Raw genomic sequence first — 24,989 nt, forward strand, 5'->3', positions numbered from 1 at the left:
GCCATTCCCCTCCCTTTTAGGGAGGGGTTAGGGGTGGGTGCGCGAGCGGAGCGAGCCCGCGAAAGAACGCCGCCTTCGGCGGCTACCCACCCCCAGCCCCTCCCTAGAAGGGAGGGGAGAAGGTATGGCCGCTACCGGTCGTTAGCGGCCCTTGCGAACCATCGCCCGGGCCAAAAGAAAAGGGCGGGAGTGACCCCGCCCCGATCGCCCGTCGCCGGTTCCGCGACTCAGTCGCCCTCGCCGGGTTCGGCCGAGAAGAATTTCTCATATTTCCCTTCGACGCCCTTATATTCGTCGGCGTCGGCGGGGCTGTCCTTCTTGGTCGTGATGTTCGGCCATTCGGCGCTGAACTTGTTGTTCACCTCGAGCCATTTCTCGAGGCCGCTCTCGGTGTCGGGCAGGATCGCTTCGGCCGGGCATTCGGGTTCGCAGACGCCGCAGTCGATGCACTCGTTCGGGTTGATGACGAGCATATTCTCGCCCTCATAGAAACAGTCGACCGGACAGACCTCGACGCAGTCCATATATTTGCAGCGGATGCAGGCGTCGGTGACGACATAGGTCATGGGTAACGGCTCCCTTATCGCGGCGCATCGGCGCCGTTCGACTGTACTGATTCCCCGCCTCTATGCCGCGCGGCGGCGGCGCGTCAACGCTTTCGGGCAGTTGCGAATCACTCTCACTCCATAGGCTCCGCGGCGCCATCATGGGCGACAGCTTTTCCTTCGCCGCTGATAGCCGCGTTGGGGGCGGCCGGCGGGTCGGGGGCCAGCCGCCGGTAATGCGCCTGCGCCTCGCTTGCCGGGCCGCGGCGGCCGGGGAGCGACAGGAGGCGCAGCACCTCGATCCGTTCGCCGATGGGGAGGACGAGCGTCTGTCCCGCGTGCACCGCGCACGAGGCGCGGGTGACCCGCCGCCCGTCGAGGCGGATATGCCCCGCGGCGATCAGCGCCTGGGCGAGGCTGCGCGAGCGCGCGAAGCGCAGATACCACAGCAGCTTGTCGAGCCGGATGCTCCCTGCCGCGCCGGGGCTCGCCATCAATCCTCCCGCGCGCCCGCGAGCAGGTCGGCGAGCCCGGCGAAGGGGCTGTGCGGTGAAGGACCGCGGCGCGTGGGGCGGTCCGGCCGCGCCGGACGGGGCGCGGCGGACGGAGGCTTGCCGTTCTTGCCTTTCTTCGGCCTCGGCGGCTTCGCGGCGCGGGGCGGCTGGGCGTTCTGCGGGCCAGGGCGGGGCTCGGCGCCCTTGCGGTGGTGCCGGGGGCCGCGCCGCTTCTCGCCACTGCGGCGGCCGAGCCAGCGCCAGCGCTCGAACGCCGGATCGCCGACGCTGCGGAAGCCGAAGCTGCCGAGCAGCGCGCGGCGCGCCTCGGCATCGAGGCCGAGCGAGGTGGCGAGCGCGGGGTCGATCGCAAAGCCGGGTGGCGGCGCGGCCTGCGCCTCGTCCCCGTCGTGCGCCTCGGCGTCGTCGTGCGGCTCGCCGCCCGCGATCGGCGTGGTCGGCGGCGCGACCGCCTGCATCCGCGCCGCATGCGCCTGGCGCGCGAGCTTTTCGGCCATGTCGATGCGCAGCCAGCCGGTGGCGCAGCGGCGAAAGCCCGCGATGCGCAGCCCCTCGGGACTGCCCTGCTTCTGCAGGACCGCGCCGTGCGGCGGCAGCGCGGGCATCGCGCCGCCCTGCTGCGCGGCGATGAGCGCGGCGCGCCAGCGCACCGCCTCGGGCTTCAACAGCTGCGGGTGGAAGATGTCGAGCGAGCCGATGGTCAGGCCGAGCTTGCGAAGCTGCGGCCGCTCCTCGGCGCTCATCGCCGCGAGCTGCTCATCGACGGCGGCGCGCTCGATGAGGCCGCTACCGTCGGCCATCGCCGCGAGCAGCGCGCGGACGCGCGGCGGGGTGAACAGGTCGCCCGCCGCCGCGCCCATCGCCGCGAGCGGCGCGGCGTGGCGCGCGAGCTGCTCGGCGACGAACGCCTGCAGCCGCTCGGCGATCGCCTGCACCTGCGGCGGTTCGAGCCGGCGCAGCGCGGGTTCGAGCAGGACCGCGGGCTGGACGAGCGTGGTGCCCTTGGCGAGCGTCGCGACGATATGACCATGCCAGGCGAGCCGCGGCGGTGCGCCCGCCTCGCCGACCAGCGACAGCGCGCCGCCGTCGCCCTCGGCGAGCGCGGTGGCGCGCCGCGCGAGTTCGGCGCGCAGATGCTTCTCGGCGGCGGCGAGCAACAGCCGGTGGTCGCTCGCCCGCGCCTGTGCATCGACCTTGAACTGGAATCCGGTGAGCGTCCCGATCGGTTCGCCGTCGACCGCGACCGTGCCATCGGCGCCGACCGCGACGGGCAGCGCGGCGTGACGCTGCCCCGCGTCGCGGATCAGCAGCGCGAGCCGGCGGTCGACAAAGCGCTGCGCGAGCGCCGCGTGCAGCGCGTCGGAGAGGCGCGCCTCGAGGTCCTGCGTCCGCGCCGTCCAGCCCGCGGCGTCGGCGATCCAGTCGCCGCGCTGCGCGATGAAGCAGAGGGTGCGCACCGCCGCGATCCGGCTCGCGAGCTGGTCGATGTCGCCCTCGACGTCGTCGAGCCGCGCCAGCCGCCGCGCGAACCAGTCGGGGTCGATCATCCCGTCGCCGCTCGTCCGCCATTGCCACAGCTTCAGCACCGTGCGGCTGTGATGCTCGGCGCCCAGCTGCTCGAAGTCGGGCAGGCCGCACGCATCCCACAGCCGTTCGACCGCGACGGCGTCGGTCGCGCGCGCCAGCACCTCCATGTCGCCCGCGAGATGTTTCAGCACCGCGAGGTCGACCGCCTCGGGCGCGGCGCGCAGCGCCGCATGGGCGGGCGGGCGGCCGAGATCGCCGATCAGCCGGTCGAGCGAGTCGAAGCGCGGGCTCGGCTCGCGCCAGAACAGGCTGGCGAGCGGCGGGAAATGATGCCCCTCGATCGCCGCGATTTCTTCGGGCGCCATCCCGCCCTGCGGCAGGCCGATGGTGCCGAAGCTGCCGTCCTGCTGGTGCCGCCCGGCGCGGCCCGCGATCTGCGCCATCTCGGCGATGGTCAGCCGGCGGAGGCGGCGCCCGTCGAACTTCTGGAGGCTCGCGAAGGCAACATGCTGGACGTCGAGGTTGAGCCCCATGCCGATCGCGTCGGTGGCGACCAGATAGTCGACCTCGCCCGCCTCGAACATCGCGACCTGCGCGTTGCGGGTGCGCGGACTGAGCGCCCCCATCACCACCGCGGCGCCGCCCGCGAAGCGGCGCAGCATCTCGGCGATCGCATAGACCTCGTCGGCCGAGAAGGCGACGATCGCCGATCGCTTGGGCAGGCGCGACAGCTTCATCGGCCCGGCGTAGCTCAGCGTCGAAAAGCGCGGCCGGGTGACGATTTCGGCCTCTGGCACCAGGGCGCGGACGAGGCCGGTGATGCTCGCCGACCCCAGGATCATCGTCTCCTCGCGTCCGCGCGCGCGCAGCATCCGGTCGGTGAAGACATGGCCGCGCTCGGGGTCGGCGCCGAGCTGCGCCTCGTCGATGCCGACGAAGGCGACGTCGCGCCCGACCGGCAGCGCTTCCATCGTCCCGAGCAGATAGCGCGCGTCCGGCGGCATGATTCGCTCTTCGCCGGTGACCAGCGCGACCTGGTTCGCGCCCTTGATCCGGGCGACCCGGTCATAGACCTCGCGCGCGAGCAGGCGCAGCGGAAAGCCCATCATGCCGCTGGCATGGGCGGTCAGGCGCTCGACCGCCAAATGGGTTTTGCCGGTGTTGGTGGGGCCAAGGACGGCCTTGACCGGATGGGACGAGGGAGATGGCATATTCTTGTGGCGCGATGCTGGCATGGGCGGCCTTGCGGTGCAACCGCCGATCGTCGAGCGGCGGCGATTTCGGCGTGTTCGGCCGTCCGCGCCGCCGGGGCGCGAGTCACCCCGCGCGCGCCACGGCTCGCCGCAGCACCCAGCGGCGAAACCCGCGTTAAATTGACTTTAACGGCCTTTGTTTACACAAAACGCGACGGAGACACATCGGCGCGATCGCAAAATGGGCGCGCCGAGCGGGGGTTGCATCTTGTACCAGCGCCACGAACCCATCGCGGGGATGACCGGCAATGCGGCCGCGCTGGCGATGTCGCAGGCGATTCCCCTGCAACGGGGGCAGGCCGCCGCCGAGCCGTCGCTGACGTGGCGCGAACGCCTCGCCCAGCTCGACCTCGTTCCCGACCTCGGCGCCGACATCGGCTCGGGCGAATGGTGGCGCGGCCTCGCGACGCTGGCGTTGCTGTGCGGCGCGGCGATCTCGACCTTCCCCGGCGTCCAGCCGCTCGGCGTCGGCGGCGCGCCCGCGCTCGACACCGCCGATTTCAACGAAGCGCGCGCGCAGATGATCGTGCCGCTCGCGCTCGGCGCCGACACCGGCCGCCACATGGCGGCGACCGACGCGGTGCGCCCGCTCGCCCAGACCCCCGAACGGCCGCAGATCGAACTCACCGCCACGCTGGGGAGCGGCGACAGCTTCGCGCGCCTGCTCGAACGCTCGGGCGTCGGCAGCACCGAGGCGCAGGCGCTCGCGAGCCAGGTCGCGGCCGCCGTCCCGCTCGCCGATATCGCGCCGGGCACGCGCATCGACCTGATCCTCGGCCGCCGCGCGGCGCGCACCATGCCGCGCCCGGTCGAGGCGCTCGCGATGCGCGCGCGCTTCGACTTGAGGATCGAGATGGAGCGAGTGGGCGATCGCGTGGTGATGCGCCGCATCCCGATCGCGGTCGACGCGACGCCGCTGCGCATCCGCGGCCGGGTCGGCGACAGCCTCTACCGCTCGGCACGCGCCGCCGGGGCGCCGCCCGAGGCGATCCAGTCCTATCTCCGCGTGATCAGCCGGCAGACGCCGGTCTCCGCGATTCGCGCCTCCGACGAATATGATATCATCGTCGAGCATCGCCGCGCCGAGACGGGCGAGAGCGAGACCGGCAAGCTGCTCTATGCCGGGCTGATCCGCGGCGGCAAGCCGAAGCTGTCGATGCTCGAATGGACCAAGGACGGCCGCGCGCAATGGTTCGAGGCGTCGGGCGTCGGGCAGCAGCGCGGCGGCATGGTGCGCCCGACCAACGGCCGCGTCACGTCGACCTTCGGCATGCGCCGCCACCCGATCCTCGGTTATCGCCGCATGCACAGCGGCATCGATTTCGGCGGCGGCTACGGCGCGCCCATCTACGCCGTCAGCGACGGCGTGGTCACCGTCGCGGGCCGCACCGGCGGCTTCGGCAATTATGTGAAGCTCAACCACGGCGGCGGTCTCGGCACCGGCTATGGCCATATGAGCCGCATCGCGGTGCGCGCGGGCCAGCATGTCCGCCGCGGCCAGGTGATCGGCTATATCGGCACCACCGGCCTGTCGACCGGCCCGCATCTCCACTACGAGCTCTATCGCAACGGCCATGCGGTGAACCCGGCGTCGGTGAGCTTCGTCACCAAGGCGCAGCTCGAGGGCAAGGAACTCGCCGATTTCCGCGCCCGCATCCGCCAGCTCACCGCAGTCGCGCCCGGCGCCGCGCTGGCGCCGATCGCCCCGAAGCAGGTCGAAGGGCCAAAGCTCGGCAGCCTCGCCGACGTCGCGTCGAAAAGGGTGGGGGACGGCATCTAGCTGCCTCCCTCCCGCAAGCGGGAGGGATAGCGAGACTTGCGAGCTTGCTCGCTGGTCGCAGCAGGGTGGGCCATACGCTCGGTCTGCTTTGCCCACCCCGCTGCGGCTAGCCGGTAAACCGGCAAGCCTCGCTGCCCCTCCCGCAAGCGGGAGGGGTGGTCTGGCCACCAATATCCCTTTCCCCCGCCGTCAAAGCGCGGCTATGCACGCGCCATGACTCACGCCGCTTTCCCCGACCTTCGCCTCCGCCGCACCCGCCGCACCGGCTGGAGCCGCGCGATGGTGCGCGAAACGCGGCTTTCGCCCGCGAACCTCATCTGGCCGCTGTTCGTGTGCGCGGGCGAGGGGACCGAGGAACCGGTCGCGAGCCTGCCCGGCGTGTCGCGCTGGTCGGTCGACCTGCTCGTCGAACGCGCGAAGGATGCGGTCGCGGCGGGCATCCCCTGCCTTGCGCTCTTTCCCTATACCGAAGCCGATCGCCGCAGCGAGGACGGCGTCGAGGCGCTCAACCCCGACAATCTGATGTGCCGCGCGACCGCGGCGATCAAGGAGGCGCTTGGCGACGCCATCGGCGTGCTCACCGACGTCGCGCTCGACCCCTATACCAGCCACGGGCAGGACGGGCTGCTCGACGAGGGCGGCTATGTGGTCAACGACGAAACGGTCGAGGTGCTCGTCGGGCAAGCGCTGAATCAGGCGCGCGCGGGCGCCGACATCATCGCGCCCAGCGACATGATGGACGGCCGCGTCGGTGCGATCCGCGCCGCGCTCGAGGCCGAGGGCTTCGGCCATGTCCAGATCATGAGCTACGCCGCCAAATATGCCTCGGCCTTCTATGGCCCGTTCCGCGACGCGGTCGGCTCGCGCGGGCTTTTGAAGGGCGACAAGAAGACCTATCAGATGGACCCCGCGAACGCCGAGGAGGCACTGCGCGAGGTGGCGCAGGATTTGGCCGAGGGCGCCGACAGCGTGATGGTCAAGCCGGGCCTGCCCTATCTCGACATCGTCCGGCTGGTGAAGGATCATTTCGCGGTCCCCGTCTACGCCTATCAGGTGTCGGGCGAATATGCGATGATCGAGGCCGCGGTGGCCGCCGGTGCGGGCGAGCGCGACGCGCTCGTCCTCGAAACCCTGCTCGCCTTCCGCCGCGCGGGCGCGTCGGGGGTGCTCAGCTATCACGCGCTCCACGCGGCGCGTCTGCTCGGCGCATGATCGAGACCGAGCGGCTCCGCATGCGTAGCTGGCGCGACGAAGATGTCACGCCCTTCCAGCGGATATGCAGCGACCCCGAGGTCATGGCGACGCTCGGTCCCCCGCTAGATATCAACGCAACCGCAGCGCGGATCGAATGGATGCAGGCGCACGAGGCCGAATACGGCCACTGCTTCTGGGCACTGGAGCGCCGCGACGACGCCCGTCTGATCGGTTGGTGCGGCGTGATCCGCGGCGACATGGAGCCCGTCGCGAACAAGGTCGAGATCGGCTGGCGGCTCGCCCGAGACTGCTGGGGCGCCGGTTTCGCAAGCGAAGCCGCGCGGGGCGCAGTCGCGTGGAGCTTCGCCCATCTTCCCGACGATGCGATCTGGGCAATCACCTGGCAGGGCAACACTCGCAGCCGTGCGGTGATGGAGCGGCTCGACATGCGGTATCGCGAGGATCTCGATTTCGATCATCCGAAACTTGCCGAAAGCGACCCGTTACGGCCGCACGTCACCTATGCGCTGTCACGCTCGGCATGGGGGGCCGCATGACCGCGACCCCGCGCCGCTGGCTGTTCGTGCTGACGATCCTCGTCGGCAGCTTCCTGCTCTTCCTCGTCCAGCCGATGGTCGCGCGCATGGTGCTGCCGCGGCTCGGCGGCGCGCCGATGGTGTGGAACAGCGCGATGCTCGTCTATCAGGCGTTGCTGCTCGGCGGTTACGCCTATGCGCATTGGCTCGGGCGCTTCGCGGTGCGGCGGCAGGCGGCGATCCATGTCGCGCTGCTGCTCGCCGCGGCGCTGTGGCTGCCGATCGGCATCGCGCAGATCGCGCCGCCCGCGCCGGGGCAGGAGGCGCTGTGGGTGCCGCTGCTGCTCACCGCGTCGATCGGCCCGGTCTTCTTCGTCGTCGCGGCGCAGGCGCCACTGATGCAGCGCTGGTTCGCCGCCGACAGCCGCGCCGGCGACCCCTATATCCTCTATGCCGCATCGAATCTCGGCAGCTTCGCGGGGCTGATCAGCTATCCGGCGCTGGTCGAGCCGACGCTCCCGCTCGCGGCGCAAAGTCTCGGCTGGGCGGGGGGCTATGCGCTGCTCTTCCTGCTCGTCGTCGCGAGCGCCGCCGCGCGCTGGCGCGGCGCGGTGGAAGCCCCGCACGGCGCCCCGGCAGCGGCGGGCGAGCCGCGCCCGGCGCTCGGGCGCCAGATCCACTGGCTGCTGATCGCCGCGGTACCGTCGGGGCTGATGCTGTCGACGACGACGCACCTCACCACCGACATCGTCGCGATGCCGCTGCTCTGGGTGCTGCCGCTCGGCCTCTATCTCTTGAGCTTCGTCATCGCCTTCTCGAATCTCGACGGGCTCAAGCAGACCTTCGCGACGATCGCCCCCGCGGTGCTCCTGATCGCGGGCGGCCAGGCGCTGCTCAGCACCGGCGGCGGGACGATGCTCGTCGCGCTGATCAGCCTCGTCATGCTGTTCGTCGTCTCGACCGCGCTGCACGGCTATCTGCATCATCTGCGCCCCGCGCCGCAGCATCTGACGCTCTTCTACCTGATCATGTCGGCGGGCGGGGTGCTCGGCGGCGCCTTCGCGGCGCTCGCCGCGCCGCTCCTTTTCAACTGGGTCTACGAACATCCGGTGCTGGTGCTCGCCGCCGCCGCGCTATTGCCGCTCCCCGCGCTGCTGCCGTGGGACCAGTGGCTGAAGGTCGCGCGGCCGGTTCCCTATGTCGCCGCGATGATATTGCTCGCAGCCTTCGCCTGCTGGCACCTCGCGTCGGATTGGGACGGCACCTTCGACGGGACCAACGCGCTGTGGGCCGGGGCGATCGTCGCGGTCGGGCTGCTCGTGATCGCGTGGCGCTGGGCCTATATTCCGGTGATGATCCTGCTGATGCTCGGCGTCGGCGGCATCGACACGCTCGAAAAGGGCGAGCATGGCATGCGCGTGCGCAGCTATTTCGGCGTCTACACCGTCACCGACGATCCCGCGCACCAGCAGCGCCGCCTCGCGCACGGCACGACGCTGCACGGGCTGCAGCGCACCGACGCCGCGCACCGGCTCGATCCGACGACCTATTACGGCCACCAATCGGGGGTCGGGCTGACTCTCGACGCGGCCGACCGGCTCGCCGGGCCGAACGCGTCGGTCGGCATCGTCGGACTCGGCGCCGGGACATTGTCCTGCTATCGCCAGCCCGGACAGCGCTGGACGATCTTCGAGATCGACCCGGCAATGGTCGACATTGCCCGCGACCCCGGCAAATTCACCTTCCTCTCACGCTGCGCGGGCGACACGCCGATCGTGATCGGCGACGCGCGGCTCGAAATCGCCAAACAGCCGCCGGGGCGCTTCGACATCCTCGTGATCGACGCCTTTTCGTCCGACGCGATCCCGCTTCACCTGCTGACCAAGGAAGCGGTCGGCATCTACGCCCGCGCGCTGAAGCCCGACGGCATCCTGCTCATCCATATCTCGAACCGCTTCTTCGACCTCGAACCCGTGCTCGCGGCGGAGGCGAAGGCGCGGGGCTGGTCGGCGGCGATCCGCATGGACCCGTCGGGGCAGGATGATGAATTCAGCGCGCTCACCGGGTCGAACTGGGTCGCGCTGACCGCTACGAGCGACCGGATGCGCCAGTTGACGGGCGGGCTCAGGCCGCGCGACAAGGCGCAGGAGGACGGCGCCTGGGTGCCGCTCGAGGAGCGGCCGCATTTCGACCGCTGGACCGACGATTATGCCTCGACGCTGCCGGTCCTGCTCTGGAACCACCTCATCGGAGGCCGCGAATGACCCGCACCGACATTTCGATCATCAGCGTGAACGGCAAGACGCCCCGGATCGACCCGAGCGCCTTCATCGCGCCGGGCTGCCGCATCATCGGCGACGTCGAGATCGGGCCCGACGTCAGCATCTGGTACAATTGCGTGCTGCGCGCCGACGTCAGCCACATCCGCGTCGGCGCGCGCAGCAACATCCAGGACGGCAGCATCGTCCATTGCGACGGCCCGATGCCGCACCGCCCCGAAGGCTATCCGACGATCATCGGCGAGGATGTGCTGGTCGGCCATCTCGCGATGGTGCACGGCTGCACCCTTGCCGACCGCGCGTTCGTCGGCCTCAAGGCGACGGTGATGAACGGCTGCCGCGTCGGCAGCGACGCGATGCTCGCGGCGGGCGCGCTGCTGACCGAGCACAAGGAAATCCCCCCGCGCGAGCTATGGGCGGGCGCCCCGGCGCGCCGCGTGCGCGAGATCGACGACGCGCAGGCCGCGGGAATGCAGGCGGGGGTGGCGCATTATGTGCTGAACGGGCGGATGCACAAGGCGGCGGTGGAGGGGGATTAGACGGGAGAATTTGGTCGGGCTCAGCCTTCGGCTTCCTCCGCCACCGCCAGCCCGTTCCTCATCATCACCGGCAACTGGGTCAGCGTGAAGAGGAAGGAGAGGGCGGTGACGCCCCAGACCTTGATCGTGAGCCAGAGGTCGAAGCTCATCCGCCCCGCCTGGATCAGCTCGTACATCACATGGTTGGCGACGCCGAGCGCCGCGAAGAACAGGCCCCAGTTGCGCGACAGCGCCAGCCAGCCCGTCTCGGTCAGCCCGTCGAGCGCCGATTGCAGCAGATATTTGAGCATCGGCTTCTTGAGCGCCCAGCCGCCGAGCAGAAGGATCGCGAAGGCGGCGTAGATGATCGTCGGCTTCATCACGATGAAGCGCTCGTCGTGGAACCAGACCGTTAGCGCGCCAAAGCCGAGGACGAGGATTCCCGACATCCACAGCATCGGCGAAATCTTGCCGAGCTTCCACTTCGACACCGCCATCGCGATGACGATCGCGACCATGAAGGCGAGCGTGCCCTTGATCGCGCCCGCCGTCGCCGCGAAGGCGCCGGTGCCGCCCGAGGTGAATTTATAGGTCAAGAAGAAGACGAGCAGCGGCCCGAAATCGATCGCGAAATTGAGCCAGCCATGCTTGGCGGGTGGCGGCGCGGGAACGGCCTCGGGGCCGCCGGGGAGGACGTCGCTCATCTTATGTTTCCTGCAATGATGCCCGCGATCTCGTCGGCGTCGAAGGGGCGAAGGTCGTCGATCGTCTCGCCGATGCCGATGGCGTGGATCGGCAGGCCGTGCCGCTCGGCCGCGGCGACGAGGACGCCGCCGCGCGCGGTGCCGTCGAGCTTGGTCATGACGAGGCCGGTGACCCCCGCGACCTCGCGGAACACGTCGATCTGCGACAGCGCGTTCTGCCCCGTCGTCGCGTCGAGGACGAGCACGACGTCGTGCGGCGCGGCGGGGTTGAGGCGGCCGAGCACGCGCTTGATCTTGGCGAGCTCGTCCATCAGTTCGCGCTTGTTCTGGAGGCGGCCGGCGGTGTCGACGATCAGCACGTCGATGCCGGTCGCGGTCGCCTGCTTGACCGCGTCGAAGACGATGCCCGCCGCGTCGCCGCCCTCGGGCCCCGCCATGATCGGCACGCCGAGCCGCTCGGCCCAGACCTTCAATTGCCCGATCGCGGCGGCGCGGAAGGTGTCGCCCGCGACGAGCATCACGCCATAATCCTGTTCCTGGAACAGGTGTGCGAGCTTGGCGATCGTCGTCGTCTTGCCCGATCCGTTGACGCCGATCACCAATATGACCTGCGGGCGCGGAAAAGCGTCGACCTCCAGCGGTTCGGCGACGGGGCGCAGCACCGCCGCGATCTCGTCGGCGACGATCTTCCGGAGCTCCTCGGTGCCGCCCGCGACCGCGTCGCGCCGAGCGGCGAGCCGTTCGCGGATGCGCCCCGCCATGCCGGGGCCGAGATCGGCGGTGATCAGCGCGTCCTCGATCCGGTCGAGATCCTCGTCGTCGAGCCGCGCCTTGCCGGTCAGCCCCGCGAGATTCTCGCCCAGCCGCTCCGACGTGCGCTTGAGGCCGCCGAACAGCCGCTCGCTCCAGCTCGCGCCGCTCATGCCGCAATCCTTTCGGCGATCATCCGCTCGCCGTCGCGCGCGATAAGGCGCACCCGCACGACGCTTCCGGGCGCGGCGGAGGCGGCCAGCGTCAACGCGGCGAAATTCTCGCCATGTCCGGTCAGTCCGTCGCGTTCGACCAGCACCGACGCGGCGCCGCCCGCCTGCGCGTCCAGCCACGCATGGCGCCGCCGCGCATTGGCCGTGCGCAGGGTCGCCGCGCGCTCGCGCGCCACGCTGCGGCCGACCTGCGGCATCCGCGCGGCGGGGGTCCCGGCGCGCGGGCTATAGGGAAAGATATGGCCAAAGACGATGTCGGCATCGTCGATCAGGGCCAGGCTGTTGGCGAACATCGTGTCATCCTCGGTCGGAAATCCGGCGATCAGGTCGGCGCCGATCGCGATGGCGGGACGCGCGGCCTTGAGCCGTTCGACCAGCCGCACCGCGTCGGCGCGGCGGTGGCGGCGCTTCATCCGCGTCAGCACCATGTCGTCGCCCGCCTGCAGCGACAGATGGACGTGCGGCATCACCCGCGCTTCCTCCGTCAACAGCGCGAACAGCGCGTCGTCGACCCGGTCGGGGTCGAGCGACGAGAGGCGGAGGCGCTCGACGGGCAGCGCCAGCAGCGCCTCGACCAGCGCGGCGAGACTGGTGCCGCTGTCGTCGCCATAGCTGGCGAGATCGACCCCGGTCAGCACGATTTCGCGCTGCCCGCGGTCCAGCGCGCTGCGCGCGGCGGCGAGCACGGCGTCGACGGTGGCCGAGCGCGCGGCGCCGCGCGCAAGCACCGTGGCGCAGAAGGTGCAATCATGCGAACAGCCGGTCTGCACGCCGAGGAAGGCGCGGGCGTGGTCGGCGCCGGAAAGGGCGGGGGTGTAGGCACCCTTCGACGGGCTCGGGGCGAACGGTTCGGGGAGAGATGCTTCGTAGCTTTCCGTCGCACCCTTGGCATCATTCGACACCACCCGCGCGCCCATGTCGGCAAAGCGCTGCGCCTCCAGTTCCGCCGCGCATCCGGTCACCACGACGTCCGCGCCCGGCCGCTCGCGCAGCGCGCGGCGCACCGCCTGTCGCGCCTGCCGCACCGCTTCATCGGTCACCGCGCAGCTGTTGAAGACGATCGTATCGGCCGCGCCCGCGCGCAGCGCCGCCGCGCGCACGGCCTCGCCCTCGGCGATGTTGAGCCGGCACCCGAAATTGACGACCTCGACGCCCGCGGCAGCGCTCATCCGAAGCGCGCCCAGTCGGTTTCGCCCTCGAACACGCGCGTCGCCGCGCCGCTCATCACGATCGGCTCGCCCTCGGCCCAGCGGATGACGAGGTCGCCGCCGGGCAGCGAGATGGTGACCGGAGACTGGACCAGTCCCGCGCGGATTGCCGCGACCGCGGTCGCGCAGGCGCCGGTGCCGCACGCCTGGGTCAGCCCGACCCCGCGCTCCCACACGCGCAATTGCAGCTGGTTCTCGCCATCGAGGCTCGCGACATTGACGTTGACGCGTTCGGGGAACAGCGGGTCGGTCTCGATCCGCGGTCCGAGGTCGGCGAGCGCGACGGCGTCGGCCTCGGGCACGAAGAAGACGATATGCGGATTGCCGACGTTGACCGCGGCGCCATGTTCGAGTTCGTCCCACGCGACGGGCATGTCGCGCGTGTCCATCGGCATCGCGAGCGGAATCTGCTCCCATTCGAACGCGGGTTCGCCCAGCGTCACCTCGGCGCCGCCGTCGGCCGGCGTGACGCGCAGCATGCCGCCCAGCGTCTCGATCACCGCGGGCTGGCCGATCAGCGTCGCGACGCAGCGCGTCGCATTGCCGCACGCCTCGACCTCGCCGCCGTCGGCGTTGAAGATACGCATCTTCACATCGGCATTCTCGGAGGGTTCGAGCAGGATCAGCTGGTCGCAGCCGATGCCGTGGCGCCGGTCGGCGATCGCATGCGCGCGCGCCGCCGTCATCTCGACGCCATGCTCGCGTGCGTCGATAACGACGAAGTCGTTGCCGAGGCCGTGCATCTTGGTGAAGCGATCCGCCATGTTCGCGCATGTAAGGGCGCGCAGGCGGGAAGTCTAGCGAGGCAGGCGCGGCCTCCTCACTCTCCCCTCCCTGGAAGGGAGGGGTTGGGGGTGGGTGCCGCCGAGGCACTCGGCGGCCTGCGCGAGCAGAAATTCGGCTGCGCCCTCGGGGTTGGTAATGACCTCCGAATTCCAGAGGCGGACGACGCGCCAGCCCATGCTTTCCAAATAGGCGGTCCGTTTCGCGTCATAGGTTTTCTGGTCGAGATGCTGGCTACCGTCCAGTTCGACTGCCAGCTTCGCCTCGCGGCAAGCAAGATCGACGATATAGGTCCCAACGACAAGTTGCCGGGTGAACGCAGGTCGATAGCGGGATAGCAAGCGCCACAGCTTTCGTTCCGCCGGTGTCGAATCGCGCCGCATTTGACGGGCACGTTCGGTCATTTCCGGCGGGACGCGTTTCATGGCCAATAGGTAGAACGGCGAGCTGCGCTCGCCAACCCACCCCCGGCCCCTCCCTTGCAGGGAGGGGAGGGCTTAGGCCGTCTTGCGCAGCGGCGTATCGTGCGCTGGATCAGCTTCCATTGGCACCACCGGCGTCCGCAGCAGCCCGCGCTCGGCGAGCATCGCGGCGGTGTCGCCGGCCGACATCGCGCGGCCATAGTGCCAGCCCTGACCCTTGGCGCAGCCGAGCCGCGTCAGCTCGGCCGCGGTCGCGGCATCCTCGACGCCTTCGGCGGTGATCGGCATGCCCAGGCTCTCGCCCAGCCGGACGATCGCGACGACGATCGCCTGCGCGTCGGCGCTGCCGCGCATCGCGGCGACGAAGCTCTTGTCGATCTTGATCCGGTCGAACGGCAGCGCGCGCAGGTGCGACAGCGAGCTGTAGCCGGTGCCGAAGTCGTCGAGCGCGAGCGAAACCCCCTGATTCTTGAGGCTGGTGACGATCGAGCGGACGAGCGGCAGATTCTCGAACAGCGAGCTTTCGGTGATCTCGACCTCTAGCTGGCTCGCGGGAAAGCCCGTTTCGACGAGCAGCTTGGTCAGCTTCTGGCTGAACCACGGATCCTTCAATTGCTGCGGCGAGATGTTGACCGCCAGCGCGATCGACGGGTCCCAGCCCTTGGCGATCTCCATCGCGTGGCGGATGACCTGCAGCGACAGCTCGCCGATTAGCCCGCTGTCCTCGGCGACCGGGATGAAGCGTTCGGGTGGGATCATGCCATGCTCGGGCGAATCCCAGCGCATCAGCATCTCGAATCCCATCAGCCGGCCGCTGGCGATGTCGACCTGCGGCTCGAAATGCGGAACGAATTCGCCGCGCGGCATGCCGGCGCGGATGCCGGTTTCGATCTGGTTGCGGACCTGCACCGCCATTTCCATGCCGGGTTCGAACCAGATATGGCGGTTTCGGCCCTTTTCCTTGCAATGATACATGGCGATGTCGGCCTGGCGCACCAGCGTTTCCATCGCCGCGTCGCCGCCGGCCGCGAGCGCGATACCCAGCGAGCTGCCGATGCGGATCTGCTGGCCTTCATAGGCGACGGGCTCCTCGAGCGCGACGACCAGCGCCGCGGCGAGCGCGTCGATATCGGGCCGCGCCGCGGGTTCGAAGACGAGCATCGCGACGAATTCGTCGCCGCCGAGCCGCGCCTTGGTCGCGCTCGGCGGCAGGATCGCGGTGATCCGCTCCGCGGCGACCTGCAGCACGCGGTCGCCCGCGACATGGCCGTGGATGTCGTTGACGGTCTTGAAATGGTCGAGGTCGAGCAGCAGCAGCGCGACATGGCGCTTTTCAGCGGCCGCCGCGGCGATCAGCGACGGACCGGCGGCGAGCAGCGCGCGGCGGTTGAGATAGCCGGTGAGCGGATCGGTGTCGGCGAGGTAGCGCGCCCGCTTCTCGGCGAGCGTGCGCTCGTGAATCTCGCGGTTGAGGTCGTCGTAACGGCGCCAGCCGAACAGGATCAGCGCGATATTGAGGATCAGCGTCGCCGCGAGCACCTGATCGGTGCCGCCGCCGACGCCGCCGAGCGCGCGCACCACCGACTGCATCACATTGCTGCCGGTGCCGACGAACAGCAGGATGGCGGCGACGACGATGCCGCCCGCGACGATGTCGCGCTTCGCCCCCTCGCTGCGATCCCATTCTTTCGGCACGGCCGTTCCGGCTGTCATAGACATGTCCCCACAGTCGGGCCTCTTTGCACCCGAAGCGGTGAAATTTGCGTTAAGTGACGAAAGGCTCGGCGATCGGCGGGAAGGTAGGGAATAAAGGGGATTCGCGCAGAGGGCGCAGAGATCGCAGAGAGAAAGGAAAGGATTCACGCGGAGACGCGGAGGCGCGGAGAGGCAGTACGGGCCGACAGGCCCGCTTTCCGATCGGTGTCGCGTCATGGTGTGGCGACGGATGAAGAGAGCCGCTTCGCGGTCATCGCAATCTCTCCGCGCCTCCGCGTCTCCGCGTGAGCCAGATTCTCTGCGATCTCTGCGTCCTCTGCGCGAATCCTTCTTTCTGCTCCGGCCCCCAGGCCGACCCACTGCCGCCGCCTGTCCGGCGCGCGCTTGCCTTTTGCGCCATTCTTGCGTAGAGGCGCCCCGTTCGGCCGCATCTTGCGGGCGGGCATATCGACATCCGCGACGGGAAAGTCTGTCCACGGATAGCCGCTGGTTGGCGAGGTTTCGCTCACCGGCGTCTTTTGCGTTGCGGTGTCGAAGGAAGGATTTTGGGCCACATGTTCGACAGTCTGAGCAATCGGCTTGGCGATGTATTCGGGAAGCTCCGCGGCCGCGGCGCGCTGACCGAGGCCGATGTGCGCGCCGCGATGCGCGAGGTGCGAATCGCCCTGCTCGAGGCCGACGTCGCGCTGCCCGTCGTGCGCAGCTTCGTCGATCAGGTCACCGAGCTCGCGGTCGGCCAGAATGTCCTGCGTTCGGTCACCCCGGGGCAGCAGGTGGTCAAGATCGTCAGCGACGCGCTGACCGAAATGCTCGGCTCCGAAACCGCCGATCTCGACCTCAATGTCACCCCGCCGGCGGTGATCATGATGGTCGGCCTGCAGGGCTCGGGCAAGACCACCACCACCGCGAAGATCGCGAAGCGGCTGAAGGACAAGGAGCGCAAGAAGGTGCTGATGGCGTCGCTCGACGTCAACCGCCCCGCCGCGCAGGAACAGCTCGCCGTCCTCGGTACCCAGATCGACGTCGCGACCTTGCCGATCGTCGCGGGTCAGCAGCCGGTCGAGATCGCGAACCGCGCGCTGCAGGCGGCGAAGCTCCAGGGCTATGACGTCCTCATGCTCGACACCGCGGGCCGGCTCCACGTCGACCAGCAGCTGATGGACGAGATGCAGGCGGTGTCGCGCGCCGCCAATCCGGCCGAAACCCTGCTTGTCGTCGACAGCCTGACCGGCCAGGACGCGGTGCAGGTCGCGCAGCGCTTCACCGATCAGGTGCCGCTCACCGGCGTCGTCCTGACCCGCATGGACGGCGACGCGCGCGGCGGCGCCGCGCTGTCGATGCGCGCGGTCACCGGCAAGCCGATCAAGTTCGCGGGCACGGGCGAGAAGCTCGACGGGCTCGAACTCTTCCAGCCCTCGCGCATCGCGGGCCGCATCCTCGGCATGGGCGACGTCGTCAGCCTCGTCGAACGCGCCGCCGAGACGATCCAGGCCGAAGAGGCCGAGGCGATGGCGAAGAAGATGGCGAAGGGTCAGTTCGACCTCGACGATCTTCGCACGCAATTGAACCAGATGCGTCGCATGGGCGGCATCGGCGCGCTCGCCGGGATAATCCCGGGGCTCAAGAAGGCGCAGGCGGCGATGGCGACCAGCGGCGCCGACGACAAGATGCTGATTCACTTCGACGCGATCATGGGGTCGATGACCCCCAAGGAGCGCGCGAAGCCCGACCTGATCAACGCCAAGCGCAAGATCCGCATCGCCAACGGCTCGGGGACCAGCGTGCAGCAGGTGAACAAGGTGCTCAAGATGCACCAGGAAATGTCCACCGCGATGAAGCGCATCCGCAAGATGGGCGGGCTCAAGGGGCTCGGCGCGCTGTTCGGCAAGGGCGGCGGCATTCCCGGCATGGGTGGGGGCGGCATGGGCGGCGGCGGCCCTGCCGGCCTTCCCGGCCTCGGCGGCGGGGCGATCCCGCCCGAGCTCGCCAATCTGATGAATAAAAAGAAGTAATTTCGGCTAACCTTAATATTTGAAGTAAAAGGAAAATATCATGGCTACCTCCATTCGCCTTTCGCGCGGCGGCTCGAAAAAGCGCCCCTATTACAAGATCGTCGTCGCCGATTCGCGCAGCCCGCGCGACGGCCGCTTCATCGAGCGTATCGGCAGCTACAACCCGCTGCTCGGCAAGGACAATCCGGAGCGCGTGAAGCTCGACGGCGAGCGCGCCGCGCACTGGCTCTCGGTCGGCGCGCAGCCGAGCGATCGCGTCGCCCGCTTCCTCGACGCCGCCGGCATCAAGGAACGCGCCGCGCGCAACAACCCCAACAAGGGCGTCCCGGGCGAGAAGGCCAAGGAACGCGCCGAGGAAAAGGCGCAGAAGCTGGTCGACGCTGAAGAGGCGGCCGCCGCCGCTGCCGCCGCTCCGGCTGAAGAAGCGCCCGCCGAGGAGGCCGCCGCTCCCGAAGCCGCCGAGTCCGACGCGACCGGTTCGGTGAAGAGCGAGGAAACCGCCGAAGCCGTCGCCGACGCGGTGGCCGACGAAGTCCCCGCCGAAGCGACCGCCGAAGACGCGGCCGCGATCGCCGAGGAAGTCGCCGAAGGCGGCCCCGTCGCCGAGGAAGCTCCGGCCGCCGAAGAAGCGCCTGCCGCTGAAGAAGCGCCCGCCGCCGAAGAGGCCCCTGCCGAAGAAGCCGGCGAAGAAAAGGCCGAAGGCTAAGCCTTGGCGCGCGCCGACCGCCCCGTCACCCTCGCCGCCATCGCCGGCGCGCATGGGGTGCGGGGCGAGGTGCGCCTCAAATTATTCGGCGAAGGCGCGGATGCCCTCCGCGCCTTTTCCGTTTTCGACGCAGGCGCCCGCAAGCTGACGCTGAAATCGGTGCGCCCCGCGAACCAGGGCGCGGTGGCGACCTTCGCCGAAGTGAACGACCGCGGTGCGGCCGAGGCGCTGCGCGGGACCGTCCTGACCGTTCCGCGGTCGGCTTTGCCGCCGCTCGGCCCCGGCGAATATTATCATCACGACCTGATCGGCCTCGCCTGCACCTCGACCGAAGGCGAGGCGCTGGGCACCGTCGTCGCGGTCGAGAATTTCGGCGCCGGCGACATTCTCGAGATCGAGCGGCCGGCCGAACCCGGCAAGAAACCGGGGCGCTTCATGGTGCCGATGATCCCGCAGGCGGTGCCCGAATGGAGCGACGCGGGGGTCATCGTGGCGGCGGCTTTCGCCGAATAGCGGCATTGGACCCGGACAGGACCGGGTTGGACGGAAATCCCGCCGCAAGGGGGAGCGGCCGAGGCGCCAGTGGCGCGCATCGGCACGGTCGACGGGATTCCCGTCCGTCTCAGTGCGCCTGGGCGCGGGGCTTCGAGCCGGCCGCGGGGCGTGCGCCGCGACCGCGCCATTCGCGCCACGCCTGCGCGATTCGCGCGAAGCCGCGGTCGAGGTCGGCGCTGAAGCGGCCGTGATTTTCGGCCCAGCCGCGCATCCACATTTCGTCGATCATCGATTGTCTCCTGCTGGGTGACTGTGCCCTTTAGATGCGCCTCGCGCGGCGCGCCGGCCAACAAAAGCTTTGCGGCACAGCATAAGGCAGGCTTATAGGTTCCTTATGTCCAGACTGCCGCCCCTCGCCGCGATCCGCGCCTTCGAATCGGCCGGAAGGCTGGAGAATTTCTCGCGCGCCGCCGAGGAGCTCGGGATGACGCAGGCCGCGGTCAGCTATCAGGTCCGCCAATTGGAGGACCGGCTCGGCCGCGCGCTGTTCGTGCGCGAGAAAGGGCGGGTGCGGCTGTCCGAGACGGGGCAGCGGCTGCTTCCCGCGATCCGCGCCGCCTTCGCCTCGATGGGCGACGCCTTCGCGGCGCTCGGCGACGACGAGGCGGAGGTGCTGACGATCAACGCCGCGGTGACCTTCGGCGGCACCTGGCTCAGCGCGCGCATCGGGCGCTTCCAGCTCCGCTACCCCGATCTTGCGGTGCGGCTCTCGATGTCGAACGACTATGTCGATTTCGACGCGTCGAACGTCGACGTCGCGATCCGCATCGGCCGCGGCGGCTGGCCGGGGCTGCGCGGCGATTTCCTGTTCCGCAGCCATGTGACGCCGATCTGCTCGCCCGCCTTTCTGGAGGCGAACCGGATCGCGGCGCCCGCCGACCTGCTGCGCGTCGAGCGGCTCGCGCCGAACGACGGCTGGTGGGCCGGCTGGCTCGCCGAGGCCGGGGTCGACGTCGCCCCGCCGCCGCGCCGCGGGGTCGTGCTCGACAGCCAGCTTCAGGAAGCGAGCGCGGTGCAGGGCGGCTACGGCATCGCCTTGATGACCCCGCTGCTGTGGCGCGCCGAGCTCGACAGCGGGCGGATGGTCCAGCCTTTCGACACGCTCTACCAGCCCGGAAGCGCCAACTGGCTCGTTTACCGCGAGGGCCGCAGCCGCGTGCGCAAGATCGAACGCTTCCGCGAATGGCTGCACGAAGAGATGGAAAAGGATCGTCCCCTGCTCCCCGAGGCGCTATGGCGGCCGCTGCCATGACCTTCACCGCCGTCCCCCTGACCCTCTATCCCGACATGTTCCCCGGCCCGCTCGGGCACAGCATGGCCGGGCGCGCGCTCGAGAGCGGGACATGGGCCTGCGCGCCGGTGCAGATCCGCGACTTCGCGACCGACCGGCACCGCACCGTCGACGACACGCCCGCGGGCGGAGGCGCGGGGATGGTGCTCAAGGCCGACGTGCTGGGCCGCGCGATCGATCACGCGGCCGCCGCGCATCCGGGGCTGCCCCTGCTCGCGATGACGCCGCGCGGCGCGCCGATCACCCAGGCCCGCGTCCGCGACCTTGCGGCGGGTCCCGGTGCGATCATCCTCTGCGGCCGCTTCGAGGGTTTCGACGAGCGCATCTTCGACGCGCGCCCCATCGAACAGCTCGCGATGGGCGACATCGTTCTCTCCGGCGGGGAGATGGCGGCGCTGCTGCTTCTCGACGCTTGCATTCGGCTGCTTCCCGGCGTAATGGGCGCGGCTTCTAGCGGAGACGACGAATCGTTCGAGAACGGTCTGATCGAATATCCGCACTATACCCGACCTGTCACATGGGAAGGGCGCACGATCCCCGAAGTGCTGCGATCGGGGGATCATGCGAAGATCGCCGCCTGGCGGAAACAAAGGGCGGAAGAGGACACACGGTTACGCAGGCCGGACCTTTGGGAGCGCCATGAGGGCGCTCGGGCCCGACCTGCCTCTGGCGCGCGGCAACAGAAGAAGGACTAGGGGCCATGAACCTCATCCAGACGATCGAAGCCGAAGAAATCGCCAAGGCCGGCAAAGAGATTCCGACGTTCCGCCCCGGCGACACGCTGCGCGTCGGCGTGCGCGTCGTCGAAGGCGAGCGCACCCGCGTCCAGAATTTCGAAGGCGTGTGCATCGCCCGCTCGAACAAGGGCATGGGCTCGAACTTCACCGTGCGCAAGCTGTCGTTCGGCGAAGGCGTCGAGCGCGTCTTCCCGCTCTATTCGCCCAACATCGACAGCATTACCGTCGTCCGCAAGGGCGCCGTCCGTCGTGCGAAGCTCTACTATCTGCGGGGCCGCACCGGTAAATCGGCGCGTATTGCGGAGCGCCGCGAATACCGGTCGGAAGCCGGCGAAGGCTAAGGAGAGCTTCTCCACACCAAAGCCGAAACAGCTTTCCAAAACGACCGGTTCCGCCAACAGGCAGAGCCGGTCGTTTTCTTTTGGGCAAAGCGAATTTGATGCAAGCGTCCGTCTTCCCGTTCCAGCCGACACGGCGCGCCTTCCTTGGCGCGGTGCTCGCCTTCGGCGTGGCGGGCCAGGCGATGGCGCTCACCAATGCCCAGCGCGTGGTAAGCGCGGCGCGCCGGCAGGTCGGCGTGACGCTGACCTACGACCCCGCCTATACGGTGCTGCGTTTCCCGAACGGCGATGTCGACCGCGCGAAGGGCGTGTGCACCGACGTCGTGATCCGCGCCTTTCGCGATGCGTTGGCCCTCGATCTTCAGGCTCTTGTCAACGCCGACATGAAGGCCAATTTCGGGGCCTATCCAAAGAATTGGGGGCTCGGCCGTCCCGACCGCAACATCGACCATCGCCGCGTGCCCAATCTCGCAACCTACTGGCGGCGGCAGGGCGCGGCGCTGCCTGTCACCGACAACCCCGCCGACTGGCGGCCGGGCGACATCTTCACCCAGATGGTCGGCGGAAGGCTGCCGCACACGGGCATCGTATCTGACCGGAAGGACACGACCGGCGTGCCGCTCGTGATCCATAATATCGGCGGCGGCACACGCGAGGAGGATGCGCTGTTCAAGCATAAGCTGACCGGCCATTTCCGCTGGAAAGTCTGAATTACCCTAATGTTTTCAACCGAGTTCTTGCCTTGAGGAGTGAGTAAATGGGTTATCGTATCGTTGTCGCCGGAGCCACGGGCAATGTCGGACGCGAAGTCCTCGCCATCCTCGCCGAGCGCGAATTTCCCTACGACGAACTCGCGGCGGTCGCTTCGTCGCGCAGCCAGGGCGACGAGATCGAGATCGGCGACACCGGCAAGACCGTGAAATGCCAGAATATCGAGAATTTCGACTGGGCGGGCTGGGACATGGCGATCTTTGCCATCGGCTCCGACGCGACCGCGATCCACGCGCCCAAGGCGGCGGCGGCGGGCTGCGTGGTGATCGACAACTCGTCGCTTTACCGGATGGATCCCGACGTGCCGCTGATCGTGCCCGAGGTGAACCCCGATGCGATCGACGGCTACACAAAGAAGAATATCATCGCCAACCCGAACTGCTCGACCGCGCAGATGGTCGTCGCGCTGAAGCCGCTCCACGATGCGGCGACGATCAAGCGCGTCGTCGTCTCGACCTATCAGTCGGTGTCGGGCGCGGGCAAGGCGGGGATGGACGAACTGTGGAACCAGACGCGCCAGATCTTCGTCGGCGACGAGAAGGACGTCAGCAAGTTCACCAAGCAGATCGCCTTCAACGTCATTCCGCACATCGACAAATTCCTCGACGACGGCTCGACCAAGGAGGAATGGAAGATGGTCGTCGAAACGAAGAAGATCCTCGATCCCAAGATCAAGGTCACCGCGACCTGCGTCCGCGTGCCGGTGTTCGTCGGGCATAGCGAGGCGATCAACGTCGAGCTCGAAAAGGAGCTGTCGGCCGAGGAAGCCCAGCGCATCCTGCGCGAGGCGCCCGGCGTCGTGCTCCACGACAAGCGCGAGGACGGTGGCTACATCACCCCCGTCGAAGCCGTCGGCGACTTCGCGACCTTCGTCAGCCGCGTTCGCGAGGACCCGACGATCGAGAACGGCCTCAACCTCTGGTGCGTCAGCGACAATCTCCGCAAGGGCGCGGCGCTGAACGCGGTGCAGATCGCCGAACTGCTCGGCCGCCGGCATCTGAAGAAGGGGTGAATGTCCAAGCCCCTCCTCTTCAGAGGAGGGGCAGCGAGCCCCGGATCAAGTCCGGGGCGCAGCGGGGTGGTCTCCCTCAAAGGCGTCCACCACCCCAAACCCCTCCTCTGAAGAGGAGGGGCTTAAATGCCTCGATGGGAACGGCTAGGAATGGGTCATGCCCGCCGCCCTCTCCGCCGTTCCCCGCCCCCAGCGCCTCCTTCTCGGCCTGCTCCTCGCGCTGCTTCTCCTCGCGCAGGTCGACCAGCCTTACCCCGCCATCGCGCCGCTCCAGCACATCCCGACCGCGCTGCTGCTCGTCGCCGCGCCGTGGCTGCTGCGCCGCTGGCCGCTCTCGACCCCGGCGCTCGCCTGCATCATCCTGTTCCTCGCGCTGCACACGCTCGGCGGCCGCTATATCTACAGCAACGTTCCCTATGACGAGTGGGTGCGCGCGTTGACCGGCCGGGGACTGTCGGAGGCATTCGGCTGGACGCGCAACCATTACGACCGCCTCGTCCATTTCGCCTTCGGCTTTCGACGGTGCCGGTGGCGGAGGTCGCGCGGCGCTACGGCGGCCTGTCGCGGCGCGGCGCGATGCTCGCGGTCGCCGGCTGGGTTCTGTCGCTGTCGTGCCTCTACGAGATTTTCGAATGGCTGCTGACGATCGTCGCGGCGGGCGAGACCGCCGACCGCTACAACGGGCAGCAGGGCGATATCTGGGACGCGCAAAAGGACATGGCGCTCGCCGCGCTCGGCGCGGTCATGGTGGTGGCGCTGCCGCGCGGCAGGGCGGAGATTTGAACCAACCGCCGCTTTGCTGATAGGCTGCGACGCGATGGACAGCTTCACGCCCTATGCGCCGCTCGATGTCCCCAAGCCGTTCGGCGAGGCGATCTGGATCGTCGACGGCCCCGAAATCCGCATGGATTATGCCTTCGGCTCGATCCCCTTTCCGACGCGAATGACGGTGGTGCGGCTCGCCGACGGCGGGCTCTGGCTCCATTCGCCGGTCGCACCCGACGAAGCGCTGTTCGCGGCGATCGACCGGCTGGGGCCGGTGGCCTGGCTCGTCGCGCCGAACAGCATCCATTACTGGCATGTCGCCGACTGGCAGCGGCGCTATCCGCATGCGAAGACCGCGGCGGTGCCGGGGCTCGCCGAAAAGGCGAAGCGGCCCTTCCGCATCGACGCGGTGCTGGAGGACGCCCCGCCCTGGCCGCGCGCGGAGATCGACATGGTGCTTTTTCCCGGCACCGCGGTCAGCGAGGCGGCCTTCTTTCATTCGGCGTCGCGCACCGTGATCCTCGCCGACCTGATCGAGAATTTTGAGCTGCGCCGGGTGCGCAACCCCCTCTATCGCTGGCTGATCCGCCTGTCGGGCGCCGCCGCGCCGCACGGCAAGGCGCCGATCGACCTTCGCCTGACCTTCTGGCCCACGCGCCGGCGCGTGCGCGCGGCGGTGGCGTCGATCCTCGCCTGGCCCTGCGAGCGCATCGTCATGGCGCACGGCCTGCCCCATGCCTCGGGCGGCGCCGCCGAACTGCGCAGGGCTTTCGCATGGGCGCGGTGAGGGGGAAGGGCGGCCGCTATCACGGAGTGGCGATGGTTGATCGAAAAGC

The 24,989-nt window shown here is 69.2% G+C and carries 23 protein-coding genes and 2 pseudogenes; 15 read left to right on the forward strand and 10 right to left on the reverse strand.

Annotated elements, in window-relative coordinates; all coding sequences use genetic code 11:
- Positions 1-227: 227 nt before the first annotated feature.
- From fdxA to CD928_RS17835, 3 genes are all read right to left on the reverse strand, one after another.
- Positions 228-566: a ferredoxin FdxA gene (gene fdxA / locus CD928_RS17825; RefSeq protein ID WP_095388441.1), complete on the reverse strand. Its 339-nt coding sequence runs from the start codon at positions 564-566 to the stop codon at positions 228-230.
- Positions 567-679: 113 nt separating this feature from the next.
- A complete protein-coding gene (locus tag CD928_RS17830; protein ID WP_095388442.1) occupies positions 680-1,039 on the reverse strand; it encodes an RNA-binding S4 domain-containing protein in 360 nt (119 codons plus the stop codon).
- Positions 1,039-3,822, reverse strand: a complete 2,784-nt coding sequence (locus tag CD928_RS17835; protein ID WP_255247233.1) for a helicase-related protein — start codon at positions 3,820-3,822, stop codon at positions 1,039-1,041. The genes CD928_RS17830 and CD928_RS17835 overlap by 1 nt, the downstream gene beginning before the upstream one ends.
- A gap of 256 nt (positions 3,823-4,078) precedes the next feature.
- Between CD928_RS17835 and CD928_RS17840 the strand changes: the two genes are divergently transcribed.
- From CD928_RS17840 to CD928_RS17860, 5 genes are all read left to right on the forward strand, one after another.
- Positions 4,079-5,620, forward strand: coding sequence for a M23 family metallopeptidase (locus tag CD928_RS17840; RefSeq protein WP_095388671.1), 1,542 nt, complete (start codon positions 4,079-4,081; stop codon positions 5,618-5,620).
- A 213-nt stretch (positions 5,621-5,833) separates the two neighbouring features.
- A complete protein-coding gene (hemB, locus tag CD928_RS17845; protein ID WP_095388443.1) occupies positions 5,834-6,832 on the forward strand; it encodes a porphobilinogen synthase in 999 nt (332 codons plus the stop codon).
- 20 nt (positions 6,833-6,852) lie between these two features.
- Positions 6,853-7,371: a GNAT family N-acetyltransferase gene (locus CD928_RS17850; protein ID WP_255247234.1), complete on the forward strand. Its 519-nt coding sequence runs from the start codon at positions 6,853-6,855 to the stop codon at positions 7,369-7,371.
- A complete protein-coding gene (locus CD928_RS17855) occupies positions 7,368-9,614 on the forward strand; it encodes a fused MFS/spermidine synthase (protein ID WP_095388445.1) in 2,247 nt (748 codons plus the stop codon). Before CD928_RS17850 ends, CD928_RS17855 begins: the two co-directional genes overlap by 4 nt.
- A complete protein-coding gene (locus tag CD928_RS17860; protein ID WP_095388446.1) occupies positions 9,611-10,168 on the forward strand; it encodes a gamma carbonic anhydrase family protein in 558 nt (185 codons plus the stop codon). The genes CD928_RS17855 and CD928_RS17860 overlap by 4 nt, the downstream gene beginning before the upstream one ends.
- A 20-nt stretch (positions 10,169-10,188) precedes the next feature.
- Here the strand turns inward: CD928_RS17860 and CD928_RS17865 are convergent, their stop codons facing one another.
- The 6 genes from CD928_RS17865 to CD928_RS17890 all read right to left on the reverse strand — a co-directional run bounded on the left by CD928_RS17865 (position 10,189) and on the right by CD928_RS17890 (position 15,960).
- Entirely contained in the window at positions 10,189-10,851 is a 663-nt protein-coding gene (locus tag CD928_RS17865; RefSeq protein WP_095388447.1) for an inner membrane-spanning protein YciB, read from the reverse strand.
- Positions 10,848-11,774, reverse strand: coding sequence for a signal recognition particle-docking protein FtsY (ftsY, locus tag CD928_RS17870; RefSeq protein WP_095388448.1), 927 nt, complete (start codon positions 11,772-11,774; stop codon positions 10,848-10,850). Before ftsY ends, CD928_RS17865 begins: the two co-directional genes overlap by 4 nt.
- A complete protein-coding gene (locus CD928_RS17875; RefSeq protein WP_095388449.1) occupies positions 11,771-13,003 on the reverse strand; it encodes a MiaB/RimO family radical SAM methylthiotransferase in 1,233 nt (410 codons plus the stop codon). Before CD928_RS17875 ends, ftsY begins: the two co-directional genes overlap by 4 nt.
- Positions 13,000-13,806, reverse strand: a complete 807-nt coding sequence (dapF, locus tag CD928_RS17880; RefSeq protein ID WP_095388450.1) for a diaminopimelate epimerase — start codon at positions 13,804-13,806, stop codon at positions 13,000-13,002. Before dapF ends, CD928_RS17875 begins: the two co-directional genes overlap by 4 nt.
- 33 nt (positions 13,807-13,839) lie before the next feature.
- On the reverse strand, positions 13,840-14,229 hold the full coding sequence (locus CD928_RS17885) for an endonuclease domain-containing protein (protein WP_255247235.1): 390 nt from the start codon (positions 14,227-14,229) through the stop codon (positions 13,840-13,842).
- 93 nt (positions 14,230-14,322) lie between these two features.
- Positions 14,323-15,960 (reverse strand): bifunctional diguanylate cyclase/phosphodiesterase, encoded by a 1,638-nt coding sequence (locus CD928_RS17890; RefSeq protein WP_095388452.1) that lies wholly within the window; start codon positions 15,958-15,960, stop codon positions 14,323-14,325.
- Between the two features lie 557 nt (positions 15,961-16,517).
- Between CD928_RS17890 and ffh the strand changes: the two genes are divergently transcribed.
- The 3 genes and pseudogenes from ffh (at position 16,518) to rimM (ending at position 19,194) form a co-directional block, all read left to right on the forward strand.
- Entirely contained in the window at positions 16,518-17,975 is a 1,458-nt protein-coding gene (ffh, locus tag CD928_RS17895) for a signal recognition particle protein (protein WP_095388453.1), read from the forward strand.
- Between the two features lie 40 nt (positions 17,976-18,015).
- Positions 18,016-18,531 (forward strand): annotated as a pseudogene (gene rpsP, locus CD928_RS17900) (30S ribosomal protein S16); the annotation flags it as partial.
- Positions 18,532-18,684: 153 nt separating this feature from the next.
- Positions 18,685-19,194: a ribosome maturation factor RimM gene (gene rimM / locus CD928_RS17905; protein WP_095388455.1), complete on the forward strand. Its 510-nt coding sequence runs from the start codon at positions 18,685-18,687 to the stop codon at positions 19,192-19,194.
- 109 nt (positions 19,195-19,303) lie between these two features.
- Here rimM and CD928_RS23480 read toward each other — a convergent pair whose 3' ends face one another.
- On the reverse strand, positions 19,304-19,465 hold the full coding sequence (locus CD928_RS23480) for a hypothetical protein (protein WP_176473627.1): 162 nt from the start codon (positions 19,463-19,465) through the stop codon (positions 19,304-19,306).
- Between the two features lie 105 nt (positions 19,466-19,570).
- Between CD928_RS23480 and CD928_RS17910 the strand changes: the two genes are divergently transcribed.
- The 7 genes and pseudogenes from CD928_RS17910 to CD928_RS17940 all read left to right on the forward strand — a co-directional run bounded on the left by CD928_RS17910 (position 19,571) and on the right by CD928_RS17940 (position 24,940).
- Positions 19,571-20,488 (forward strand): LysR substrate-binding domain-containing protein, encoded by a 918-nt coding sequence (locus tag CD928_RS17910; protein ID WP_095388456.1) that lies wholly within the window; start codon positions 19,571-19,573, stop codon positions 20,486-20,488.
- Positions 20,485-21,222: a tRNA (guanosine(37)-N1)-methyltransferase TrmD gene (gene trmD / locus CD928_RS17915; protein WP_095388672.1), complete on the forward strand. Its 738-nt coding sequence runs from the start codon at positions 20,485-20,487 to the stop codon at positions 21,220-21,222. Before CD928_RS17910 ends, trmD begins: the two co-directional genes overlap by 4 nt.
- A 5-nt stretch (positions 21,223-21,227) precedes the next feature.
- Positions 21,228-21,605: a 50S ribosomal protein L19 gene (gene rplS / locus CD928_RS17920; protein WP_095388457.1), complete on the forward strand. Its 378-nt coding sequence runs from the start codon at positions 21,228-21,230 to the stop codon at positions 21,603-21,605.
- A gap of 98 nt (positions 21,606-21,703) precedes the next feature.
- On the forward strand, positions 21,704-22,315 hold the full coding sequence (locus tag CD928_RS17925) for a DUF1287 domain-containing protein (protein WP_217983786.1): 612 nt from the start codon (positions 21,704-21,706) through the stop codon (positions 22,313-22,315).
- A 47-nt stretch (positions 22,316-22,362) separates the two neighbouring features.
- Complete coding sequence (locus CD928_RS17930) at positions 22,363-23,388, forward strand: aspartate-semialdehyde dehydrogenase (RefSeq protein WP_095388458.1); 1,026 nt, start codon at positions 22,363-22,365, stop codon at positions 23,386-23,388.
- A 157-nt stretch (positions 23,389-23,545) separates the two neighbouring features.
- Positions 23,546-24,171 (forward strand): annotated as a pseudogene (locus CD928_RS17935) (DUF2238 domain-containing protein).
- Between the two features lie 34 nt (positions 24,172-24,205).
- Positions 24,206-24,940: a DUF4336 domain-containing protein gene (locus tag CD928_RS17940; protein ID WP_095388674.1), complete on the forward strand. Its 735-nt coding sequence runs from the start codon at positions 24,206-24,208 to the stop codon at positions 24,938-24,940.
- Positions 24,941-24,989: the final 49 nt, after the last annotated feature.

The sequence above is a fragment of the Sphingopyxis sp. GW247-27LB genome (assembly GCF_002277025.1).
Lineage (GTDB): Bacteria > Pseudomonadota > Alphaproteobacteria > Sphingomonadales > Sphingomonadaceae > Sphingopyxis.